The sequence below is a fragment of the Paenarthrobacter sp. NEAU-H11 genome (genome assembly GCF_050573415.1).
Lineage (GTDB): Bacteria > Actinomycetota > Actinomycetes > Actinomycetales > Micrococcaceae > Arthrobacter.
Map to the genome: position 1 here is coordinate 137,860 of NZ_JBNZGA010000009.1, position 19,534 is coordinate 157,393.

Genomic DNA, 19,534 nt, shown 5'->3' on the forward strand with positions numbered 1-19,534 from the left:
GCTGCTGCTCTCTGTCCGGCCGCACTCCAGCCGAAAATTCATTCTAAGCATACTTAGCAGTTCCAGCATCGAGCGCGGCAACATGAGCACAGCGCTACCGGATGCGGGCCAGCGCGAATCCGTCCCAGCCTTTCGAGCCCACCGTCTGGATAACAGTGGCATCGAGCCGGGGATGCTCGCCGAGGAGTTTCAGCGCGTCGATGATTCCCGGCGCGTTGACCGGGTCCATCCCGGGGTCAAGAATGGCTCCCTCCCACACGGTATTGTCCAGCACCACCGTCGACCCGGGCCGGCCCAGCCGGACGGCCCAGTCCAGGTAACCGCTGTTGTTCTCCTTGTCCGCATCGATGAAGATGAAATCGAATGGTTCCCGGGCTTCTTCCTCAAGTGCGGCCAGCGTTTCCAGCGCGGGTCCCAGCCGGATTTCGACCTTTTCCCCCAAGCCGGCGGCGTCGATGTTGGCCCAGGCAACCTCTGCATGCTTGGGCAGGAACTCGCAGGTGACCAGGCTGCCGCCGTCGGGAAGGCCCCGCCCCATCCAAATCGTGCTGTAGCCGGCGAGGGTGCCGATTTCGAGCACGCGGCGGGCGCCGGAGATCTGGACCAGGAGCTTGAGCAGCTTTCCGGCGTTGGGAGCCACTTCGATGGCGGGCATGCCGGCCTCTTCGGCGGAGCGAATGGCCTGCTGCAGGGCGGAATCCGGACGGACGACGACGTCGGACAGGTATTCTTCAGCCGCAATCCACTCTGGCCGGGGCTTGTGCTCGAACATTGCCACAGTCTGGCACGGGCCCGCGTCGGGGTCCAGAGCAAAAGGCCGACGGCGGATGCGGCCGCCGCGGGTCAGGAACCGTCAGCGAGCGCTTCTTCCAGTCGGTCCACTTTTGCCGTCAGCTCACCGGTGTAGCCGGGCCGGATATCGGCCTTGATGACCAGGGACACCCTGCTTCCGTACCGTCCCACTGCCTCGGTGGCCCGCTTCACTACGTCAAAAACTTCGTCCCATTCGCCTTCGATGGTGGTGAACATCGAATCCGTCTTGTTGGGAAGCCCCGATTCCCGGACGATCCTGACGGCGGCCGCAACGGCGTCGTGCACTGAAGCATCGGAGGGACGGGAACCTTCGCTGGGCGCGCCGGAGGGGGCAACAGAAAACGCAAGCAACATGGTGCCAGTGTGCCATGCATCCTGCAGGGTTGCAGGGGGAAACGGGTGGCCTGGCGCGTCACATAACCCACTACCCTCCAGTAACAGTGAACGCCGAAAGCTCCATTGCTAACCTTTTCGCATGAGCCTCGCAGTCGTCCGCAAGCCGCTCCGCGCCGACGCAGCGCGGAACGTGGACAAGATCATCACAGCGGCGCGCCAGTGCTTCCGCGAGTATGGCCCCGAAGTACCGCTGCAGACCATCGCGGCAACGGCGGGAGTGGGCCCGGCCACCCTCTTCCGGAACTTCGCTGACAAGGAAGAGCTGGTCCTCGCCGCGCTCAACCGGCAGCTGCGCCTGACAGTGGACCCCGTGATCGACGACGCCCTGGCCAATATCGACGCGACCGCCGGACTGCTGCGGGTCCTCGAGGCCCTGATGGCTGCTGCCAGCGCTGATGCCAACCTGCTGGGCGCCGTCGCGGGCCGTCGTGAGCTCCTGACCGGCATTACGGGCTCACTCATGGAATCAATCAGCGTGTTGCTGGTGCGCGGGCAGGGCCAGGGAAGCCTGCGTGCGGACATCTCCATGACCGACATGTTCCGGCTGCTCGCAATGCTCATTGGCGTAGTGGACACCATGGAGCCAGGGTCCGACGCCTGGCGCCGGCCGCTGGCCCTGATCGAGGATGCCATCCGCACGTCCCGGCCGTCCCGGCCGCTTCCGGCGCATGTGCCAGTCCCGCCGTCTCCCCTGGCGGAGACCCAGCCGGGCTAGCAGTCCACTGAACGGCAACCCCATTGTGGGCGTCCTGAGGGTGCCACTAGACTTCAGAAAGGGTTACGCAGCCAGCCCTCTGTGTCTTGATTTTGGAGTGACGCATGCAGCAATCCAAGTACCTCCCCCGGGCAACGGCCGCACTAAGATGAACAGCTCAAAGCTGAACCTTTACCTCAATGATCCCCGCGGGCCGGAGGAAATCCTCCCCACGATGACCGCGGAAGAACTGGCACACCTGCTGGATGCCCTCTACCAGAACCTGGACACGCCCGAGCCCGAATTTGGTGTGGAGACCTGGTATGAGATGGCTGTCGAAGAATGCAGCCGCAGGGCCGGCTCGCCTGACGGCGAAGCCCACGGGGTGGCCTGACCCTATGCCTTAGTGGTGCCCGTGGTGTTCGTTGGGAACATGGTCCTTGGCTTCCATCAGGTGCTGCTGCAGCTTTTCCTCCGCGTCCCTGCGGCGCCGTGCAGTATCGCGCATCTCCCTGGAACCTTCGGAACCGCTTGGATCAAGGTAGCCCTGCCGCGGCTTCCCGTGCCGCTCCGGTGCGTGCACGTCGGGTCCTGGTTTTGCGGCCGTCTTCTTCGCGGCCTCCCGGGCATCGGCCTCCCGGGAATCAGTGTCCCGGGCTGCGCCGCCGTCAGCACCTTGGCCATGCTCCGGCTGCTCCGGACGTGACTGATCGTTCATGTCGTCATTCATGTCGGTTCCTCCTTCATGGCCGCCGCAGTGGAATGCGGCCTGGTTCCAGTCCACCATAGACAGGCCCCAGGGATCACGGCCTGCTATTCGCCGGGATCCCCCCTGCCCCGAAGCTCCTGGCGCACCAGTGCCTGCAGTGCCGGAATTTGGGATGCGGGATCAAGCTCAAATGACTTCCACAGGCTCCGGGAGAGGGACTCCAGGTCCTCGGCCGGAACATCCGCCAGGCCGGAAAAGCGCGTAAAGAAGCGTTTGGCAGGCAGTCCAGCCCGTCGTCGAACGTTTGTCTGGTGAGGACGCCCGGCTCTTTCCCCGGCCGCGTGCAGCTGATTTTCCATGGCCGCCATTCATCTGAAGATCCCATGGCCAACTGCATAGCCGCTTTTATAGTACAACCGGGAAAGCACAACGTGACTGATCTTCACCACATCGCAACATGGGCTTCCGGCGGGGGCACCCGCTCAATTCCAGCCGAGGATCCTCAAGAGCGCAGCCGTGCCCGCTCCGGCCAGCACCACCACCAGGAACGGCGCCCGAAGCGCCAGGGCTACGGCGGCAGCCGCGAGTGCTCCCAGCCTTGCGTCAGCAACCAGCGACTGGCCGGTTGCGAAAGTATTCACCACGGTCAGGGATGCCAGCAATCCGATGGTCATGGTGCCGGCCACACGGGACATCCTCGGATCTTCGAGCAGCCGGGCCGGGACAAAGTAGCCCACCAGCTTCCAGGCGTAGGCCAGGGCGCACGCAATCAGGAGCCAGATCCAGAGACTCATTCGGCTGTCCCCTGTCCTGTCTCCTTCGCGCGGGCCCGGCCTTCATGCGGGCCCGCGAGGGGGCTGCCGCCCCTGCCGCCATGCCGGTGGCGTTCCCGGTAGGGGTCGACATCCGGCTCCAGGCCTTCATCACTGCGGCCGTGGCTGAACCAGCCGATCACGGCAGCCACCACCGCCGCCACGAGGATTGGGACGCCCGCAGGGACAAAGGGAACGGCGATCACGGTGGCCACGGCGCACACAACGGCGATGGCAACGGGCTCGCGTCCCTTGAGCCGCGGCCACAGCAGGCCAAGGAATGCAGCCACCGCTGCGCCGTCCAGTCCCCACTGTTTTGGATCGCCCAGGCCGCTGCCGGCGAGCGCGCCGACGGCGGTGAACAGGTTCCACAGCACGTAGATTCCGATGCCCGCAGCCCAGAACCCGCGGCGCTGTTCAGCGGGGTCCGCCTGGCCGGAGCTTGTGGCCGTGGATTCATCGATGGTCAACTGGGCGGCCACATACTTGCGCCAGCCCGTGGGGTGCAGGAGGGCGTTCAACTGCATGCCGTAGATCCCGTTGCGCATTCCCAGGAGCGTGGCAGCGCTCATGGCCGCGATGCCGGAGCCGCCGCCCGCCACCACACCGATGAAAGCGAACTGCGAGCCGCCGCTGAACAGCAGCAGGCTCAAGGCCATGGTTTGCCAGAAGTTGAGCCCTGACGTGACCGAGAGCGCGCCGAAGGAAACGCCGTACAGGCCGGTGGCGATACTGATGGAGATGCCCATCCGCACTGCCGGGGATGCCAGCAGCGTCACAGGCCCGCCCCCACGGCGGGCTTCCGCAGGCTCCAAGCCCACGAAATGAGCGGCGCCTGGAGCGGAAGCCGCACACTGTGCACCTTCCGCTGCGCCCGGGTTCCCCGCGGCCCGTAAGCCCGGCGGAGGGCGTCGACATGCCCCGCGAGGAACGCAGCGAACATCATGGTGGTGGCTGTGGCGGTTGCCTTTCGTGTTCCAGGGACCAGGATTCCGACGGCGGCTGCCAGCTCCAGCAGGCCGCTCACCGCGATCCATTCCTCCCTCGAAAGGAGGGCGAAGGGCCGCGAGGGCGCAGCGCCGTCGTCACGGCACAGGTAATCGGGCACCACCTGGCGGTAGAAGCCGGGGTCGCGGAAGTGCTTCATGGCGCTGGCCAGGAGCAGTGCGCTCATGGCTGCAGCAGAAAGGTGTTGGGCGGCCCGGCCGGAGCGGGGAAGAGGCATGGTTCAACTCAATCACAGCACCGCCGGAAGCGCCGAAACCATCCCTGCGGCCGGGAACTTACCTGCCCTGGGGCGAGGCAAGCTCCAGCTGGCTGAGGACACGGGCGGGCACATTGGTGGTGATCTCCTGGATGCCCAGTCCTGTGCACAGCGCCACATCCTGTTCCGTGTCCACCGTCCATACCCGGAAGCGCCGGCCGGCGGCGAGCCAGCGTTGGACGGACGCCGGGTGCCGGCGCACGTACTCGATTCCGGGCCCGGCCATACCCACCTCGCCAAGGTCCAGGATCCGCTCACCTTCCAGCTGGGCGGCCTTCATCAGGTTGGCAATTGCACCGCCGGTTATCACGCCGAAGCCCAGACCCGCGCGGATTACCCGGATGTCCACATCGTCCACCAGCTGGCAGACGAATTCAGGGGGAACCGAGTGGAGCAACTGCCGCACTGAGTCCGGGCTGAAACTCATGAACGTCACTGACACGTTGTCCAGCGAAGAGGTCAGTGGATCCCAGCCCTCGTCCCGCAGTACCTCCAGGACCCGGTCCTCGAGCTTGAGCTGGTACGGGCTGGGGTGCTTGAGTTCGATGGCCAGCTTCACCGGCCGGCCGGCGCCCCGGAGGATCTCCAGCAGTTCGGGCAGGGTCAGGAACTGCTCGGACAGCGCCCCGTACGTTTCGGGAATACGCACGCCCTTCCATGACGAGAAATCCAGGTGCCTCAGTTCCCGCAGCGTGCGTTCGGCGACGGGCCCGGTTCCGTCCGAGGTGCGGTCCAGGTTGGCGTCGTGCAGGAGGACAACGTGCTGGTCACGCGTGAGGTGGACATCGCACTCCACGCCGTCGGCGCCGTCTGCCAGCGCCTGCAGATAGGCGGCACGGGTGTGTTCGGCGAAGGCGGCGCTGGAACCGCGGTGGGCAAAGACCGTGGGCCGCTGCGGCCCGGACTCGTCACTGGTCATGGAGACACGGTAGCCGACCCGGCGCGAACCGCGGGGCTAGGCTTGGCACATGCAGGTGAACTCTGAGCCAACTACCCGGGAAGCACCCACCGGGCCAGCGCCTTCCGCCGCGCCCGACCCGAACGGCCGCCCGAAGGTGCGCGCCGCCGTCGTCCATCACCTCAGCCCTGGCGACGCCGAAAAGGCGGCAGCGCTGCGGAGGATGAAGCTGGTGGCGCTCGGGCTGCTGGTGGTGATGGCGGTGATTTTTGTCTTCGCTTTCGCGCTGCAGAAGGAGTATCCGTGGCTGCAGTACGTGCGGGCCGCAGCCGAGGGCGGCATGGTGGGCGCGCTGGCTGACTGGTTCGCCGTTACCGCACTGTTCAAGTACCCCATGGGCATCAAGATCCCGCACACCGCCATCATCCCGCGCCGGAAGGACCAGATCGGCGCCTCGCTGGGCGAATTCGTGGAGACTAACTTCCTCTCCGAGCAGGTGGTCCAGGAGAAGCTGGCCAGCGTCAACATTGCCCGCCGGGCCGGGGAATGGCTTGCCACGCCGGCCGGCGCAGACAGGGTAGCCAAGGAGGGCGCCGCCCTGATCCGGGGTATTTTCAAGGTTTTGAACGACGACGACGTCCAGGCGGTCATCGAGGGAATGGTGCGCAAGCACCTGCTGGCTCCGCCGTGGGGACCTCCCGTGGGGAAGATGGCGGAGCGGATTTTCCACGACGGGCACCACCACAAGCTGGTGGACCTGCTGGTGGACCGGGCCGCCGACTGGGTGGATGACAACCACGATACTGTCACCCACCTGGTGTCTGACCGCTCCCCCACATGGGTGCCGCAGTTCGTGGACGGACTGGTGGGCGACAAGGTCTACGTGGAGATCCTGAAGTTCGTGCGCGCGGTGCAGGCCGACCCGAACCACCAGGTAAGGCAGTCCATCGACAAGTACCTCAACGACCTCGCGCAGGACCTGCAGCACGATCCGGCAATGATTGCCCGCGCCGAGGACATCAAGGCCCAGGTCCTGGGCGATCCCGAGGTGCGCGAACTCGCCTCCCGCACGTGGGGCACCGTGAAGAGCGCCCTCCTGGGTGCGGTGGATGATCCCGACAGCGAACTGACCATCAAGTTCAAGGCTGCGGTCCGCGACTTCGGCTCCCGGCTGGTCAGCGACCCCGAGCTCGCCGGGAAGGTGAACACCTGGATCGGCGACGCCGCCGGCTACCTCGTGCGGACGTACCGCTCCGACATCGCCGGAGTGATTACCGATACCGTGGCCCGCTGGGATGCGGAGGAAACCTCGCAAAAGATCGAACTCCAGGTGGGCAAGGACCTGCAGTTCATCCGGATCAACGGCACCGTGGTGGGGTCGCTGGCCGGGCTGGCAATTTTTACTGTGGCGCACCTGATATTTGGGTAGGCCACAGACCGTTTCGAAGCAACGCGAGGTCACTTAGTACCCGATAAACGGCCCCGCACCGGCCAAAAGTGACCCCGCGTTGCTTTTAGGACGCAGGCTAGGCGAACGACTCCAGCTCCACGCCGGCCGCTTCAAGCCCGGCCCGGACTGCGGCAGCCATCCCAACGGCTCCCGGAGTATCACCGTGAATGCACAGGGAATCCGGCCGGACCTGCACAACGCTGCCATCCAGGGCCACTACTTCCCCCTTGGTCGCAAGGCGCACGGCCCGCTCGACGATCGCGTCGACGTCGTGCAGCACGGCACCTTCCTGTGAGCGCGGCACCAGCGTTCCGTCGGCAAGGTAGGCTCGGTCCGCAAAGGCCTCGACAAACACCGGGTGGCCGGCCTCCTTCGCCTGCTTCAGCAGCTCAGATCCCGGCAGCCCAAGGATGGGAAGGCCGGGATCGTAGGCGTTCACGGCGGCCACAACAGCGGAAGCCTGTTCCGCGTCGCGCACCAGCCGGTTGTACAGCGCTCCGTGCGGCTTCACATAGTCCACGGACGCACCCACGGCGTGGGCAACGCCGTCGAGCGCCCCCAACTGGTACAGGACGTCGCCGAACAGCTCGTCGAAGCTCATGTCCAGCGAGCGGCGGCCGAAGCCTGCCAGATCCCGGTACCCCACGTGCGCGCCGACCGTGACATCCAGTTCGTAGGCAGCCCTGCAGCTGTCCAGCATGGTGACGGGGTCTCCGGCGTGGAAACCGCAGGCCACATTGGCGCTGGTGACCAGCTGGAACATGGAGGCGTCGTCCCCCATCTTCCATGAACCGAACGATTCGCCAAGGTCAGCGTTGAGATCCAAAAGTGTTGCCTTCCAGCTTTTTGTTGTCCTGTGCCGCGGCCGCAGCGGTGAGCTCTCCGGGGATGGTGTCCGGCATGGGGCCAAACGCCTCCTTGGCGTTGGCCACCACAGCGCGCCCCATGATGAGGTTACCGGCTCCGCCCACCACAGCACCTATGCCAAACGGCAGGGCCCGGCCGAAGAGCGCGGACCCCTGGCGCTTGAGGAGGTTCTTGAGGAAAGCCTTTTGGATCCTGCTCCGGATGCTGCCGAAGCCCGGCACTGCCATCGACTTGGAAAGGACATTGCCCCAGGCCTTGTTGGCGTTCATTTCCCTTCCGGCCGCCTGGCCGCTGAGCGTCCCAAGCAGGGCAGTCCCCTCCTCGCCCAACATGATGGCCATGACCATGGTGCTGGCCTTCTCGGGGTTGGTCAGCCGGATCCCGTGCAGTTCCGCAAGGGAGGTGGAGTAGAGGGCCGTCGCCTCCAGGAACCCCACGGTGGCGGCGGCAGAGAGCCCAAGGGACGCCACCGTCCCGACACCGGGCACCACGGCGGTTGCGCCCACCAGCGCGCCGCCGCCGGTGACGGCGCGGAGGTAGTCGCGCTCCAGGATGTCAGCCAGCTGCGCGGCCGTGGCCCGGGGGTGCTTCCTCTGCAGCCGGCGGATGTACGCCACCACCAGGGGGCGCTGGATCTCCACCGCCCTGAGGAGCATGTTGTGGACACCGGGCTTGGGCTTGCCGTCGGCATCGAATACCGCGTTGTGGGCAGTTTCCTGCGCGATTCGTACTGCGGGGTTGCTGCGCGTAGCCATGGTCACCTCTGTTTGTCTCGCCGGCGGGCCGATGCCGGAATCGCTAATACTAAGGTTGCTTAACATTAGGCTACCGCCAGTGCCATCCCCACCTGCCGCGGCCGGGAGGGCGGTTTGGGCTGGCTCCCCGGCATACGCCCAAAGCCTAGACTTACCCTATGCCCACCCCAAAAGCCCTGCGGCCCTTTGCGCACCGCGAGTACCGGGTGCTCATCGCAGCGTTGGCCATCTCGATTTTCGGTTCCGGCATGTGGGCCGTGGCCATGGTGTACCAGGTGATCCAGTTGGGCGGCGGCCCGCTGGAACTCTCCCTGGTGGCGGCCGCGGGCAGCGCCGGCCTGGTGGCGTTCGTCCTGGCCGGCGGCATCGCAGCGGACCGGGTCCCCCAGCGCCGGCTGATCCTTGCCGTGGAGGGCGCCAACCTTGCGGTGATAGCCACCGTCAGCGGACTCGCCATGACGGGCCTGCTCCAGCTGTGGCACGTCGCAGCGGGTTCCTTTGTCCTCGGCGTCGGCGCGGCGTTCTTCTTTCCCGCCTACTCCGCAATCCTGCCGCGCATCCTCCCCGCGCAGGACCTGCTGGCGGCGAACGGGATGGAAGGTTCCATGCGGCCCGTGCTCCAGCAGGCGGCGGGCCCTGCGGTGGCGGGCATGGTGGTGGCTGCCCTGTCGCCGTCGCACGCTGTCACGGCAGTGGCCGCCTGCCACCTGCTGGCCTTCATCGTCCTGAACTTCCTGGGCCAGCATGCACAGGCCGCGCCCACCAACGGGGCGGAGCGGGACGGACGCGGGGCGGCGGCCGGCGAAGGCGCCGGGGCCCCCGGGACATCCTTCCTCCACGACCTGCGCGAGGGAGTCCGCTACACCCGGCAAACACCTTGGCTGCTGTGGACCCTTATCTGGGCGTGCATCTCCGTGCTGTTCCTGATCGGGCCCATCGAGGTACTCCTGCCGTTCGTGGTGCGCGACCAGCTTGCCGGCGACTCCCGCATGTTCGGCTTCCTCCTGGCCGTCATGGGGGTGGGTGCCGCCCTTGGCTCGCTGTTCACGGCGTCCTTCCGGCTGCCGCGCCGCTACCTGACGGTGATGATGGTGTCCTGGGGTGCCGGCAGCCTGCCCCTGGCCGCAGTCGGCGTCATGGACAGCTTCTGGGCCATCGCCGCCGCGCTGTTCGTTTTCGGCGCCACCGGCAGCGTGGGCATGGTCATCTGGGGCACCCTGCTCCAGCGGCGCGTCCCGCCGCACCTGCTGGGCCGGGTGTCCAGCCTGGACTTCTTCGTTTCGCTCGCCCTGATGCCTGTCTCAATGGCGCTGGCCGGTCCGGCCGCCGAGGTCCTGCCTGTCTGGCTGATCTTCCTGGTGGCCGGCGGCGTATGCCCCGTCATGGCAGTGATTGCCATGGCCGCTGCGCGCATGCCCGACGACGAACTGGCCCACCCGCTGGACCGGTTACCCGAGGCGGAGCGCACGACGGCGGCAGGAGACTAGGCTCCCACCGCCGCACCTCACTCAGCTGTTGGCACGCACCACGGGGATACTCGCCGTCGGATGTCCGCTGGGGAAAACCGTGGGCTCCGGTTCCGGCACCGGTTCGAGCGCCACCTGGACGGGCTCGGCACCTACGGTGACCAGCTGGCCGCGGACGTCCACGGCCAGGGCTTCCCCTTCACGGACCGTGAGGGTGATGGCCCCTGCACGGAGTTCAACCAGCAACAGGCGCCCCTGGATCTTCAGGTGGAAAGTGAGCCCGTCCCACTCCGACGGCAGCCGCGGGTCGAAGTACGGAATGGGGCCCTGGTCACGCAACCCGGCAAAACCGCAGACCAGGGAGCTCCACACCCCGCCGGTGGAGGCGATGTGCACGCCGTCGATGGTGTTGCCGTGCGTGTCATCGAGGTCGATGAACAAGGCGTTGGTGAAGTGGTCCAGCGCTTGCCGTGAGTACCCCACCTCGGCGGCCATGATGCCCTGGACGCAGGCCGAAAGGGTTGAATCGCCCGTTGTCAGGGGGTCGTAGAAGTCGAAGGCGCGGTGTTTTTCCTCAGGCGTGAAATCCTGCCACTGCAGGAACATTGCCAGGACGGTGTCTGCCTGCTTCAGGACCTGGTGGCGGTAGATCACCAGCGGGTGGAAATGCAGGAGCAGGGGGTACTTGGACCGGGGCGTGGTCCAGTCCCACGGTTCCAGGTGCATGAAGTCGTTGTCCTGCGAATGCACCTGCATGCGCTCATCGAACGGCAGCTGCATCCGGTTGGCGGCCGCCTCCCACAGCTCCCGCTCTTCCTGCATGATGCCCGCATGCTCCAGAGCCGCGGCAGCACGCAGGTTAAAGCGGGCCATCACGTTGGTGTAGAGGTTGTCGTTGACCACGGCGGTGTACTCGTCGGGACCTGTGACGCCGTGGATGTGGAAGAGCCCGTCCTTGCCGAAGAAGCCCAGCGAGATCCACATCCGCGCCGTTTCAATCAGCAGTTCGGCGCCCAACCCGTCGCGGAACGCGGTGTCCCCGGTGGCCCAGAAATACCGGTTGGTGGCAAAGGCGATGGCAGCGGCGATGTGGAACTGTGCCGTGCCGGCGGCGTAGTACGCGCTGGCTTCGAGCCCGTTGATGGTGCGCCACGGGAACAGGGCGCCGTCAACGCTCAGTTCCTTGGCCCGGATCTTGGCCACGGGGAGCATGCCATGGCGGAATTCGAGGACCTGCCGGGCACCGGCGGGGTTTGTGTACGTCAAGTACGGCAGGAGGTACACCTCCTGGTCCCAGAAGTAGTGGCCTTCGTAGCCGGATCCCGTCACGCCCTTGGCGGGGATGCCGGCGACGCCGGCACGCGCCGTCGCCTGGGCGAGCTGGAACAGGTTCCAGCGGATGGCCTGCTGCAGCACGGACTGGCTGTCAACCACAATGTCGGAGGTGGCCCAGTAGTCGCGGTAGTGCGCTTCGCTCTCGGCAAAGATGTCCTCCACCGGGCGGAGGCCTTCCTCCGCGGCCGCGGCGGGGTCGAGCGAAGGGTCCTGGATCGCCGGGCCTGCCGCGTAGCTGACGCTCTTTTCGAGGCGGAACGGCTCTCCCGGGCTGACGGCCAGGACGTAGCGCACGCTGCTGTCGTCCTGGTCCACCAGCGTGTCGAACGGCTGGTGCCCTGCGGAGGTCCAGTGGTCAACCGCAACGCCCACGCGCTGCTTGGATTCGGCAGCCTCCCACGCCAGCCGGAGTGATCCGTCGCCGCCTTCGAGGCGCAGGGGCAGCAGCACGCGTCCGGCGTGCCGGCCCGCCCGCCGGGGATCGTGGACAGAGTGGTCCTCAACGGGCTGGTCCTGGCGGTTAATCACCGACGAGGTGACATCCACGGAAACCTCACGGTCCGTCACCACATCCAGGGAGATCCCCAAGGCTCCGCGGGAGGCGAAACCTACGGCGCGGCGTTCGGTTGTGGTGACGACGGCGCCGGAGCGGCACTGCCAGGTGACGCGGCATTCGTACACTCCGGTGGAGAAGTCCACGGAGCGCCGGTAATCCAGCACCTCGGACTCGGCCAGGCTGAGGGACTCGCCGTCGATAACCACGGTGAAGTTGTTGGCATCTGGAATGTAGAGGATGCGCTGGCCGGTCCGGGCAAACCCGAAGGCGTTTTCCGCATGCTTGATGTCCCAGATTTCGTGCAGCCCGTTGATGAAACTGCCGGGCAGGTCGGAGTCGGCGGCGGCCCAGTGGGCGCCGCGGATCCCCAGATGTCCGTTGCCGAGGGCAAAGAGTGTTTCCAGCGTCCCTTCACTGCCCGCTTCGTGGCGTGTTTCCACGAGCTGCCAGGGTGTGTTGGGAAATCTTTCGCGGTCCGCTGAGATCAGGGCCATGGTGTTGGGTCCTTAGGCGTTTGGCCGGGCAACCGGTTTGCTGCCGGCCTGGGGATACTTTTCGGGGGGGGTGCTGCGTTCAGGGGTAATGCGTACTGACGGGAGCTGCCGGGGGTAGCAGCGGGCGGCCTCGGGGAAGGCTGCCGTCTCTAGGGCAGAAGTTCCTTGAGGTCATTGACCACCAGGGTGGCTCCGGCGTCGAGCAACGTTTGCCGCCCGGCGCCGCGGTCCACGCCGATGACCGAGTAGAAGGTTCCGGCCTCGCCGGCCTGGACGCCGGACACGGCATCCTCCACCACCACGCACTCCCCGCTGGGGAGGCCCAGCAGGCGGGCGGCGTACTCGTAAGTGGCGGGACTGGGCTTGCCGGGCAGGCCTTCGCTTGCCGCGACCACGCCATCCACCACCACCGGGAAACGGGCGCTGAGTCCGGCTGCCGCCAGGACGGCCGGAGCGTTTCGGGAGGAAGAGACGACGGCGACCTTCAGTCCGCGTTCCAGCGCGGCTTCGAGGAAGCGCACCGACCCGGGGAAGGGCTCCACCCCCGCGCTCACGATGTCGTTGAAAATCCTGTTCTTCCGGTTGCCCAGGCCCTGCACGGTGGTGTTGGCGGGGTCGTCGTCAGTGGGGCCCTCGGGGAGCACAATCCCCCGCGAGGCCAGGAAATCGCGGACACCGTCGAAGCGCGGCTTGCCGTCGATGTGGTCGAAGTAGTCACTCTCGCTGTATCCGGGAACCTGGGGCTGCGCCGCCAGGTAGTCCTCGAACAGTTCCTGCCATGCCCGCTCATGGACGGTTGCCGTGGGGGTCAGCACCCCGTCCAGGTCGAAAAGGATGGCAGAGGCACCAGCCCAGGCGGACACCTCGGCTGCTGCGTTGTCTGCTGCGGTGTTTTCAGTCATCAGCGGTGCGTTGTCCTTTCAGGACGGCGGGCAGCCTTGAAGGCTGGATGCTTGGAGTTGGGGAGGCATCGGTGCCCGAACGATCTGCGGCCACGGGCGGCGGTCTGTATGGGGAGCGCCTCGGCTCTGGCATTGCTGATCGGTGTATCCCTACCATGATGGACGCGGCGCCCGTCGTCGGACAAACCGGCGGCACCTCCAGTATCGCTGGCCGGATAAAGGGCATGGGACAGTATCCGGCTGCAGTAAACCCTCGACACCGCGCTGATCTCCTTGTCCGCCCAGTTCAGGGCCGCGATAACGGCCGAAGATGAGTGTAAGCGCTTACAAATTTAGCTGGCAACTGTTTTTTCTAGCGGGCCTTGCGTGAGGCACGTCTCAGCACGGGAGAGCGTCACGCGTCGATTTTTCCGGACCCGTCCGGGCGGAGCACATAGTGTCGCAGGAAGACGCTCACGTCCACCATCTCCGTCTTCGACATCGCATGGCCCATGCCGGGGTAGGTCCTGGCGGTCAGGAGCGTGTTCTGCTGGAGCCATTCCTCGGTGTAGGCGATCGCGTCCTCGTTGATGACCAGGTCTGCCTTGTCCCGGCCCCAGAAGAAGGGCGGCCTGGTGTCGAAGGATTCCGTGAGGGACAGCAGTTCATTCCGGAGCACAAAACCGGAAAGTCCCACCACCGCCTCATAGTCCTTAGGGTGGAGGCGCAGCAGAGTGCTCGCCATTGCCATGCCTTGCGAGTAGCCGAGCAGGCTTACGCTGCTGTGCCGGGCCTTGACGCTGTTGATCCAGGCCTGGACGGCACTCGAGGCTTTAATGACATCCGCGAAGTCATTGGCCAGGAAGTAGTCCAGCATGAACCAGCCGTAATGGTCACCAATCGGCATCGGCGCGCGGAGCGCCGCACACGTGAACTCGGGCGGCAGGTACTCAAAAAGGCGCACCATGCGGGACTCGTCCGTGCCATAACCGTGCATCATCACAAGTAGTGGGGTGCCCGCCCGCTCGCCTTCAGGTTTGGACCACACAACTGTTTCCATCGGATCAGCCTAGCCAGCAAGCGTGGCTTGATGCCCGAGCCGTGCCGGTCCGCGGGCAACGTCATCGAGTCGCATCAGCCTCTTCCTTCACAGGCGCCACAGCACAACGAATGGGTTACGCGCCGGCCCCCGCCATTGAATACAGCCACCCCGGGCTGTAGCGTGACGCTTAACGGACAGCATGCTTACCAAAAGTCCGCGGCCCAAGAAGGCTTCCATCCGTGACAACAAGGAGCAAAGCATGAGAATCGGATCCTCCATCTTCCTTATCGCCCTCGGCGCCATCCTTGCCTGGGCGGTCGCTCCGGGCCTCATCCCCTTCGTGGACCAGGTGCTCATCGGCTACATCCTGATGGCGGTTGGCGTCATCGGACTCATCGCCTCCCTCATCCTCGCTTCCCCGGGCCGCAGCCGGCGCGTCAGCGAGACCCGCTCCGTGGTTGACCCGAACACCGGGGAACGCATTACGCGGAACGAAAGCCGCGACGGCGGGCTGTAGCACCACCGGGTTCCGCGCCGCAGCGCAGGACACGACGTTGACCCGAGGAGCCGGGCCGGACCATCCATGGTCCGGCCCGGCTTTTTGCTGTCCCCGAAAGTGCCACTTTGTTTCATGTGGGTTTCCATTGACAAACCAACACAAGCAAAGATAAAGTCAAGTAACTCAACATCATGTGATGCCAGTCACGCAGGAACGGCAGCCACAGTGAACAATCCACACCACCAGAAGACCTACGCAACGGAGGGTACGTGTTCGCCGAGGAGCGCCAGCAAAAGATTGCCGAGCTTGTTGCCGGCAGCGGCCGGGTCAGCGTGACCCTGTTGGCCGAGCGCTTCCGCATCACCACCGAAACCGTCCGCCGCGACCTTGCCGCCCTCGAGAATGCCGGCACCGTCCGCCGCGTCCACGGCGGAGCCGTTGCCGCAGACCGGTTCAGCACCACCGAGGAAAGCGTGAACGAGCGCGCCATCCAGCGGCCGGACCAGAAAATCCGGATCGCCGAAGCCGCGCTGGCCCTCATTCCACGCAACTCCACCGGCAGCGTCCTGATCGACGGCGGCACCACTACGGAAGTCCTGGCGGACATGCTCTCGCGGCGCGCCGCCGTCGAACCTTCCGACCCAACCGGACCGCGGGCGGAACTGGTGGCCATCACCCACGCCGTTCCCATCGCAGGCAAACTCTCCAGCGTTCCCGGCATCGCCCTTGAGATACTCGGCGGCCGGGTCCGCGGAATCACCCAGGTTGCCGTGGGTCAGTCAACCGTGGAGGCCGCCGGCAAACTGCGGCCGGACATCGCTTTCATCGGCACCAACGGAATCCACGCAAGCTTTGGGCTGAGCACGCCCGACCCCGAGGAAGCCGCGGTTAAGGCAGCTTTCGTCCACTCGGCCCGCCGGATTGTTGTGCTGGCCGATTCCTCCAAGCTGGACACGGAAACCCTGGTCCAGTTCGCCTCCCTGAAAGATCTGGACACCTTGATTACAGACAGCGAGCCCGGCCCGGAACTGGCGGCCGCCCTTGAAGAAGCCGGCGTTGACGTGGTGATCGCATGATCGTCACTTTCACCGCCAACCCCAGCCTTGACCGGACCGTGGCACTGCCGGGCCCATTGGTTCGGGGCGAAGTGCAGCGTGCCGTTTCCGTCAGCCAGGAGTCGGGCGGCAAGGGCGTCAACGTGTCCCGTGCACTGGTTGCCTCCGGCCTGGACTCCGTTGCCGTCCTCCCCGGCGCGGACAGCGATCCCGTCCTGGCCGGGCTGCGGGAAAGCGCGGTGCCGTTCGTTTCCCTGCCCATCAGCGAACCGCTCCGCACCAATGTGGCCCTCACGGAACCCGGTGGCGTGACCACCAAGATCAATGAGCCCGGTCCGGTCATGGATGCGGACCAGCAGGAAGCCCTGATCAAACTGCTGCTGGAGAGCTCCCGCGGAGCCAGCTGGGTGGTCCTTGCAGGTTCGCTGCCGCCGGGATTCCCTGCTGATTTCTACGCGACGGCGGCCCGCCGGATCCGCGCAGCCGGAAACGGCAGCGCACCGCTCATTGCCGTGGACTCCTCCGGTGCGCCGCTCGCGGCCGCAATGTCCGGAGGCGATGCCGGTGCTGAACCGGCCGTCAACGGTTCCGGGAAACCGGACCTCCTCAAACCCAACGCCGAAGAACTGGCGGAACTGGCTGCTGCAGCCGGCTTCGCCGCGGCTACCGCTGACGAACTGGAAGCGGATCCGGTGGCGGCCGCGGCCGCCGCGGCCGCTGTCGTACGTTCCGGCGTGGGTGCTGTGCTGGCAACTCTCGGATCCAAGGGAGCTGTCCTGGTAACGGCCGACGGCGCGTGGCTGGCCACGCATCCGCCGGTCGCCGCGGTCAGTACGGTGGGCGCGGGCGATTCCGCGCTGGCCGGCTACCTGCTCGCCCATGGCCGGGGCGCCGCCCCGGCCGACTGCCTTCGCCAGGCTGTGGCCCACGGTGCCGCAGCCGCCTCCCTGCCCGGTTCAACGGTTCCGGCAGTACACCAAACCACCCCGGATGCCGTAACCATCACGGCCCTTCGAAAGGATTGACAGTGACCCAGCTCATCACCACGGACCTGGTCGAGCTCGACCAGAACCTGGGCAACGCGCCCGAGGCGGTGATCCGGCACCTGGCAAGCAAAGTAGCTGCCGCCGGACGCGCAACAGAAGTTGAAGGCCTCTTCGCTGACGCCTTCGCCCGCGAGCAGAAGACCGCCACCGGCATTCCGGGCGGCATCGCCATCCCGCACTGCCGCTCGGCCGCCGTCACGGAACCCACCTTGGCCATGGCCCGCCTCAATCCCAAGGTGGACTTCGGAGCCAAGGACGGCCCGGCGGACCTGGTCTTCTTCATCGCAGCCCCGGACGGAGCCGACCAGGAGCACCTGAAGCTGCTCTCGAAGCTGGCCAGGTCCCTGATCAAAAAGGACTTCACCACGGCCCTGCGCAACGCCTCATCCCGCGAAGAGATCGTGGAACTGGTGGACGGTGCGCTGGCCGACAAGCCTGCAGCCCATGCAGCCGCGGTACCCGCTGAAGCTGTTGCTTCCGGCGCGTCCGCGGGGGCGTCGGCAGGCACTGCTTCGGCGGGCTCTGGCGCCGCTGCTTCCGGCGCGGCTACGGCCGGACCAGCCCCGGCCGGTCCCAAGCGCCTCGTGGCCGTGACCGCCTGCCCCACCGGCATCGCGCACACCTACATGGCAGCTGACTCCCTGGTGGCCGCTGCCCAGGAGGCCGGCGTCGACCTGCAGGTGGAAACCCAGGGTTCCTCCGGCGCCAAGCCGCTGGATCCCGCCGTCATTGCTGCCGCCGACGCCGTAATTTTCGCGGTGGACGTGGACGTACGCGGCAAGGAGCGCTTCGCCGGCAAACCGGTCATCAACGCCCCTGTGAAGCGGGGCATCGACGAACCCGCCAAGATGGTCCAGGAGGCGCTGGCCGCAGCCTCGGACCCGAACGCGCGGCGCGTCCCGCACTTCGGTGCCGAGGAACAGGCTGAGCAGGCCGCCGCCGAAAAGGGCGAGCACATCGGCCAGAAGCTGAAGAGGGCCCTGCTCACCGGCGTGAGCTACATGATCCCGTTCGTGGCCGGCGGTGGCCTCCTGATCGCCCTGGGCTTCCTCCTGGGTGGTTACGACATCACCGAAGTCGCGGACAAGGTGGTTGTGGAGAACAACTTCGGCAACCTTCCCGAGGGCGGACTCGCCGCTTACCTGGGCGCAGTCCTGTTCAAGATCGGCGCCCTGTCCATGGGCTTCCTGGTCCCGGCGCTGGCCGGCTACATCGCCTACGCCATTGCTGACAGGCCCGGCATCGCCCCCGGCTTCGTGGCCGGTGCAGTCTCCGGTTTCATGGGTGCCGGCTTCCTCGGCGGCATCGTGGGCGGCCTCCTGGCCGGCTACGTTGCCCACGTGATCGGCACCTGGCAGGTTCCCCGCTGGCTGCGCGGCCTCATGCCCGTGGTCATCATCCCGCTGCTCGCCTCCATCGCGGCTTCCGGACTCATGTTCCTGCTGCTCGGCGGCCCCATCGCCGGCCTCACCACCGCCCTTAACGGCTGGCTCTCCGGCATGACCGGCGCTTCCGCCGTGGTCCTGGGCATCATCCTTGGCCTCATGATGTGCTTCGACCTGGGCGGTCCCGTCAACAAGGTGGCCTACGCCTTCGCCGTTGCGGGACTCAGCGCCGGCAGCGCGGACAACCAGGCGCCGTGGCAGATCATGGCAACGGTCATGGCCGCCGGCATGGTGCCCCCTCTGGCAATGGCCCTGGCCACCGTCCTGGACCGCAAGCTCTTCAGCCTGGCTGAGCGCGAAAACGGCAAGGCTGCCTGGCTGCTGGGTGCATCCTTCATCTCCGAAGGCGCTATCCCGTTCGCTGCTGCTGATCCGCTCCGCGTCATTCCTGCCAGCATGCTGGGCGGCGCGCTGACCGGCGCACTGACCATGGCCTTCGGGGTCACCTCGCAGGCTCCCCATGGCGGCATCTTTGTGTTCTTCGCGATCGGCAACGTGCTGATGTTCGTCCTCTCGATCGTCGCCGGTGCCATCGTGACCGCCCTGGCCGTGATCGGCCTCAAGCGCTGGGCCGCCCCCAAGAGCGCTGCTACGGTGGAAACCGTCCCAGCAACCGTCTGACCTGCCTCACCCACTACCTCTACCCCGGCATTTCAACCAGCCGCCGGAAGACTAAGGAGCAACAATGCCAGAACGCACAGCAACCGTCGCCAGCCGCGTGGGCCTGCACGCCCGCCCCGCCGCCATCTTTGCCGAGGCAGCAGGAGAGTACGACCTGGACATCACCATCGCCCGCGAGGGCGAGCCGGTGGACGAGGCGATGGACGCTGCCAGCATCCTGTCCCTCATGAGCCTGGGCGCCTCGCACGGCGACGTGGTGGTCCTTCGCGCCGAAGGTGACGGCGCGGACACCGCGCTGGACCGCCTCGTCCAGATCCTGGAAACGGACCACGACGCCTAGCAGCTGACAGGCTGCCCCGGCGGCCAAGCCGCACGGCCGTCGTCGGGCCTTCCCTCCCAGGGAAACGCCCGACGACGGCCGCTTGCGTTAATCCCC

At 66.4% G+C, this 19,534-nt stretch carries 21 protein-coding genes; 9 read left to right on the forward strand and 12 right to left on the reverse strand.

Annotated features, from left to right (window positions below; translation table 11 throughout):
- Positions 1–94: 94 nt before the first annotated feature.
- Entirely contained in the window at positions 95–772 is a 678-nt protein-coding gene (locus ACQ3DC_RS13100; protein WP_157239509.1) for an O-methyltransferase, read from the reverse strand.
- 71 nt (positions 773–843) lie between these two features.
- Complete coding sequence (locus tag ACQ3DC_RS13105; RefSeq protein WP_157239511.1) at positions 844–1,167, reverse strand: thiamine-binding protein; 324 nt, start codon at positions 1,165–1,167, stop codon at positions 844–846.
- Positions 1,168–1,288: 121 nt separating this feature from the next.
- Between ACQ3DC_RS13105 and ACQ3DC_RS13110 the strand changes: the two genes are divergently transcribed.
- The gene (locus ACQ3DC_RS13110; protein ID WP_157239512.1) at positions 1,289–1,924 is read left to right on the forward strand and encodes a TetR/AcrR family transcriptional regulator; all 636 of its coding nucleotides are present in this window, start codon (positions 1,289–1,291) and stop codon (positions 1,922–1,924) included.
- A gap of 148 nt (positions 1,925–2,072) precedes the next feature.
- Positions 2,073–2,297, forward strand: a complete 225-nt coding sequence (locus ACQ3DC_RS13115; protein ID WP_104996592.1) for a hypothetical protein — start codon at positions 2,073–2,075, stop codon at positions 2,295–2,297.
- Between the two features lie 9 nt (positions 2,298–2,306).
- Here ACQ3DC_RS13115 and ACQ3DC_RS13120 read toward each other — a convergent pair whose 3' ends face one another.
- The 5 genes from ACQ3DC_RS13120 to ACQ3DC_RS13140 form a co-directional block, all read right to left on the reverse strand.
- Entirely contained in the window at positions 2,307–2,633 is a 327-nt protein-coding gene (locus tag ACQ3DC_RS13120; protein WP_231754822.1) for a hypothetical protein, read from the reverse strand.
- A 461-nt stretch (positions 2,634–3,094) separates the two neighbouring features.
- Positions 3,095–3,406 (reverse strand): AzlD domain-containing protein, encoded by a 312-nt coding sequence (locus ACQ3DC_RS13125; protein ID WP_157239514.1) that lies wholly within the window; start codon positions 3,404–3,406, stop codon positions 3,095–3,097.
- Entirely contained in the window at positions 3,403–4,203 is an 801-nt protein-coding gene (locus ACQ3DC_RS13130) for an AzlC family ABC transporter permease (protein WP_370460458.1), read from the reverse strand. Before ACQ3DC_RS13130 ends, ACQ3DC_RS13125 begins: the two co-directional genes overlap by 4 nt.
- A complete protein-coding gene (locus ACQ3DC_RS13135; RefSeq protein WP_430752438.1) occupies positions 4,200–4,649 on the reverse strand; it encodes a hypothetical protein in 450 nt (149 codons plus the stop codon). Before ACQ3DC_RS13135 ends, ACQ3DC_RS13130 begins: the two co-directional genes overlap by 4 nt.
- Before the next feature lie 58 nt (positions 4,650–4,707).
- Positions 4,708–5,607: a glycerophosphodiester phosphodiesterase gene (locus ACQ3DC_RS13140; RefSeq protein WP_157239518.1), complete on the reverse strand. Its 900-nt coding sequence runs from the start codon at positions 5,605–5,607 to the stop codon at positions 4,708–4,710.
- 49 nt (positions 5,608–5,656) lie between these two features.
- Between ACQ3DC_RS13140 and ACQ3DC_RS13145 the strand changes: the two genes are divergently transcribed.
- Positions 5,657–7,015: a DUF445 domain-containing protein gene (locus ACQ3DC_RS13145; protein WP_430752439.1), complete on the forward strand. Its 1,359-nt coding sequence runs from the start codon at positions 5,657–5,659 to the stop codon at positions 7,013–7,015.
- Between the two features lie 97 nt (positions 7,016–7,112).
- Here ACQ3DC_RS13145 and ACQ3DC_RS13150 read toward each other — a convergent pair whose 3' ends face one another.
- The gene (locus ACQ3DC_RS13150; protein WP_157239522.1) at positions 7,113–7,862 is read right to left on the reverse strand and encodes a LamB/YcsF family protein; all 750 of its coding nucleotides are present in this window, start codon (positions 7,860–7,862) and stop codon (positions 7,113–7,115) included.
- Positions 7,846–8,658, reverse strand: a complete 813-nt coding sequence (locus ACQ3DC_RS13155) for a hypothetical protein (protein ID WP_157239524.1) — start codon at positions 8,656–8,658, stop codon at positions 7,846–7,848. The genes ACQ3DC_RS13150 and ACQ3DC_RS13155 overlap by 17 nt, the downstream gene beginning before the upstream one ends.
- A gap of 158 nt (positions 8,659–8,816) precedes the next feature.
- On the opposite strand from ACQ3DC_RS13155, the gene ACQ3DC_RS13160 reads away from it, so the two are divergent.
- Positions 8,817–10,145 (forward strand): MFS transporter, encoded by a 1,329-nt coding sequence (locus ACQ3DC_RS13160; protein ID WP_430752440.1) that lies wholly within the window; start codon positions 8,817–8,819, stop codon positions 10,143–10,145.
- Positions 10,146–10,166: 21 nt separating this feature from the next.
- Here ACQ3DC_RS13160 and ACQ3DC_RS13165 read toward each other — a convergent pair whose 3' ends face one another.
- The 3 genes from ACQ3DC_RS13165 to ACQ3DC_RS13175 all read right to left on the reverse strand — a co-directional run bounded on the left by ACQ3DC_RS13165 (position 10,167) and on the right by ACQ3DC_RS13175 (position 14,450).
- Complete coding sequence (locus tag ACQ3DC_RS13165; protein ID WP_430752441.1) at positions 10,167–12,509, reverse strand: glycoside hydrolase family 65 protein; 2,343 nt, start codon at positions 12,507–12,509, stop codon at positions 10,167–10,169.
- Between the two features lie 149 nt (positions 12,510–12,658).
- Positions 12,659–13,411 carry an HAD family hydrolase gene (locus tag ACQ3DC_RS13170; protein WP_321215168.1) on the reverse strand — a complete coding sequence of 251 codons (753 nt, stop codon included), beginning with the start codon at positions 13,409–13,411 and terminating at the stop codon, positions 12,659–12,661.
- A 394-nt stretch (positions 13,412–13,805) separates the two neighbouring features.
- On the reverse strand, positions 13,806–14,450 hold the full coding sequence (locus tag ACQ3DC_RS13175) for an alpha/beta hydrolase (RefSeq protein WP_421093737.1): 645 nt from the start codon (positions 14,448–14,450) through the stop codon (positions 13,806–13,808).
- A gap of 241 nt (positions 14,451–14,691) precedes the next feature.
- Between ACQ3DC_RS13175 and ACQ3DC_RS13180 the strand changes: the two genes are divergently transcribed.
- From ACQ3DC_RS13180 to ACQ3DC_RS13200, 5 genes are all read left to right on the forward strand, one after another.
- Positions 14,692–14,949, forward strand: a complete 258-nt coding sequence (locus tag ACQ3DC_RS13180; RefSeq protein ID WP_133349335.1) for a DUF6458 family protein — start codon at positions 14,692–14,694, stop codon at positions 14,947–14,949.
- A gap of 251 nt (positions 14,950–15,200) precedes the next feature.
- A complete protein-coding gene (locus tag ACQ3DC_RS13185; protein WP_421093736.1) occupies positions 15,201–16,007 on the forward strand; it encodes a DeoR/GlpR family DNA-binding transcription regulator in 807 nt (268 codons plus the stop codon).
- Positions 16,004–17,011, forward strand: a complete 1,008-nt coding sequence (locus ACQ3DC_RS13190) for a 1-phosphofructokinase family hexose kinase (protein ID WP_321215165.1) — start codon at positions 16,004–16,006, stop codon at positions 17,009–17,011. The genes ACQ3DC_RS13185 and ACQ3DC_RS13190 overlap by 4 nt, the downstream gene beginning before the upstream one ends.
- A 2-nt stretch (positions 17,012–17,013) precedes the next feature.
- The gene (locus ACQ3DC_RS13195) at positions 17,014–19,098 is read left to right on the forward strand and encodes a PTS fructose transporter subunit IIABC (protein WP_430752442.1); all 2,085 of its coding nucleotides are present in this window, start codon (positions 17,014–17,016) and stop codon (positions 19,096–19,098) included.
- Between the two features lie 64 nt (positions 19,099–19,162).
- On the forward strand, positions 19,163–19,438 hold the full coding sequence (locus ACQ3DC_RS13200) for an HPr family phosphocarrier protein (protein WP_157239538.1): 276 nt from the start codon (positions 19,163–19,165) through the stop codon (positions 19,436–19,438).
- Positions 19,439–19,534: the final 96 nt, after the last annotated feature.

Bases quoted from the DNA above. Each gene is read 5' to 3' on its own strand.
- ACQ3DC_RS13115 (WP_104996592.1), top strand. From the start codon at position 2,073: ATGAACAGCTCAAAGCTGAACCTTTACCTCAATGATCCCCGCGGGCCG.
- ACQ3DC_RS13200 (WP_157239538.1), top strand. From the start codon at position 19,163: ATGCCAGAACGCACAGCAACCGTCGCCAGCCGCGTGGGCCTGCACGCC.
- ACQ3DC_RS13120 (WP_231754822.1), bottom strand. From the start codon at position 2,633: ATGAATGACGACATGAACGATCAGTCACGTCCGGAGCAGCCGGAGCAT.
- ACQ3DC_RS13145 (WP_430752439.1), top strand. From the start codon at position 5,657: ATGCAGGTGAACTCTGAGCCAACTACCCGGGAAGCACCCACCGGGCCA.
- ACQ3DC_RS13160 (WP_430752440.1), top strand. From the start codon at position 8,817: ATGCCCACCCCAAAAGCCCTGCGGCCCTTTGCGCACCGCGAGTACCGG.
- ACQ3DC_RS13125 (WP_157239514.1), bottom strand. From the start codon at position 3,406: ATGAGTCTCTGGATCTGGCTCCTGATTGCGTGCGCCCTGGCCTACGCC.
- ACQ3DC_RS13155 (WP_157239524.1), bottom strand. From the start codon at position 8,658: ATGGCTACGCGCAGCAACCCCGCAGTACGAATCGCGCAGGAAACTGCC.
- ACQ3DC_RS13180 (WP_133349335.1), top strand. From the start codon at position 14,692: ATGAGAATCGGATCCTCCATCTTCCTTATCGCCCTCGGCGCCATCCTT.
- ACQ3DC_RS13170 (WP_321215168.1), bottom strand. From the start codon at position 13,411: ATGACTGAAAACACCGCAGCAGACAACGCAGCAGCCGAGGTGTCCGCC.
- ACQ3DC_RS13190 (WP_321215165.1), top strand. From the start codon at position 16,004: ATGATCGTCACTTTCACCGCCAACCCCAGCCTTGACCGGACCGTGGCA.
- ACQ3DC_RS13100 (WP_157239509.1), bottom strand. From the start codon at position 772: ATGTTCGAGCACAAGCCCCGGCCAGAGTGGATTGCGGCTGAAGAATAC.
- ACQ3DC_RS13165 (WP_430752441.1), bottom strand. From the start codon at position 12,509: ATGGCCCTGATCTCAGCGGACCGCGAAAGATTTCCCAACACACCCTGG.
- ACQ3DC_RS13175 (WP_421093737.1), bottom strand. From the start codon at position 14,450: ATGGAAACAGTTGTGTGGTCCAAACCTGAAGGCGAGCGGGCGGGCACC.
- ACQ3DC_RS13105 (WP_157239511.1), bottom strand. From the start codon at position 1,167: ATGTTGCTTGCGTTTTCTGTTGCCCCCTCCGGCGCGCCCAGCGAAGGT.
- ACQ3DC_RS13140 (WP_157239518.1), bottom strand. From the start codon at position 5,607: ATGACCAGTGACGAGTCCGGGCCGCAGCGGCCCACGGTCTTTGCCCAC.
- ACQ3DC_RS13135 (WP_430752438.1), bottom strand. From the start codon at position 4,649: ATGCCTCTTCCCCGCTCCGGCCGGGCCGCCCAACACCTTTCTGCTGCA.
- ACQ3DC_RS13110 (WP_157239512.1), top strand. From the start codon at position 1,289: ATGAGCCTCGCAGTCGTCCGCAAGCCGCTCCGCGCCGACGCAGCGCGG.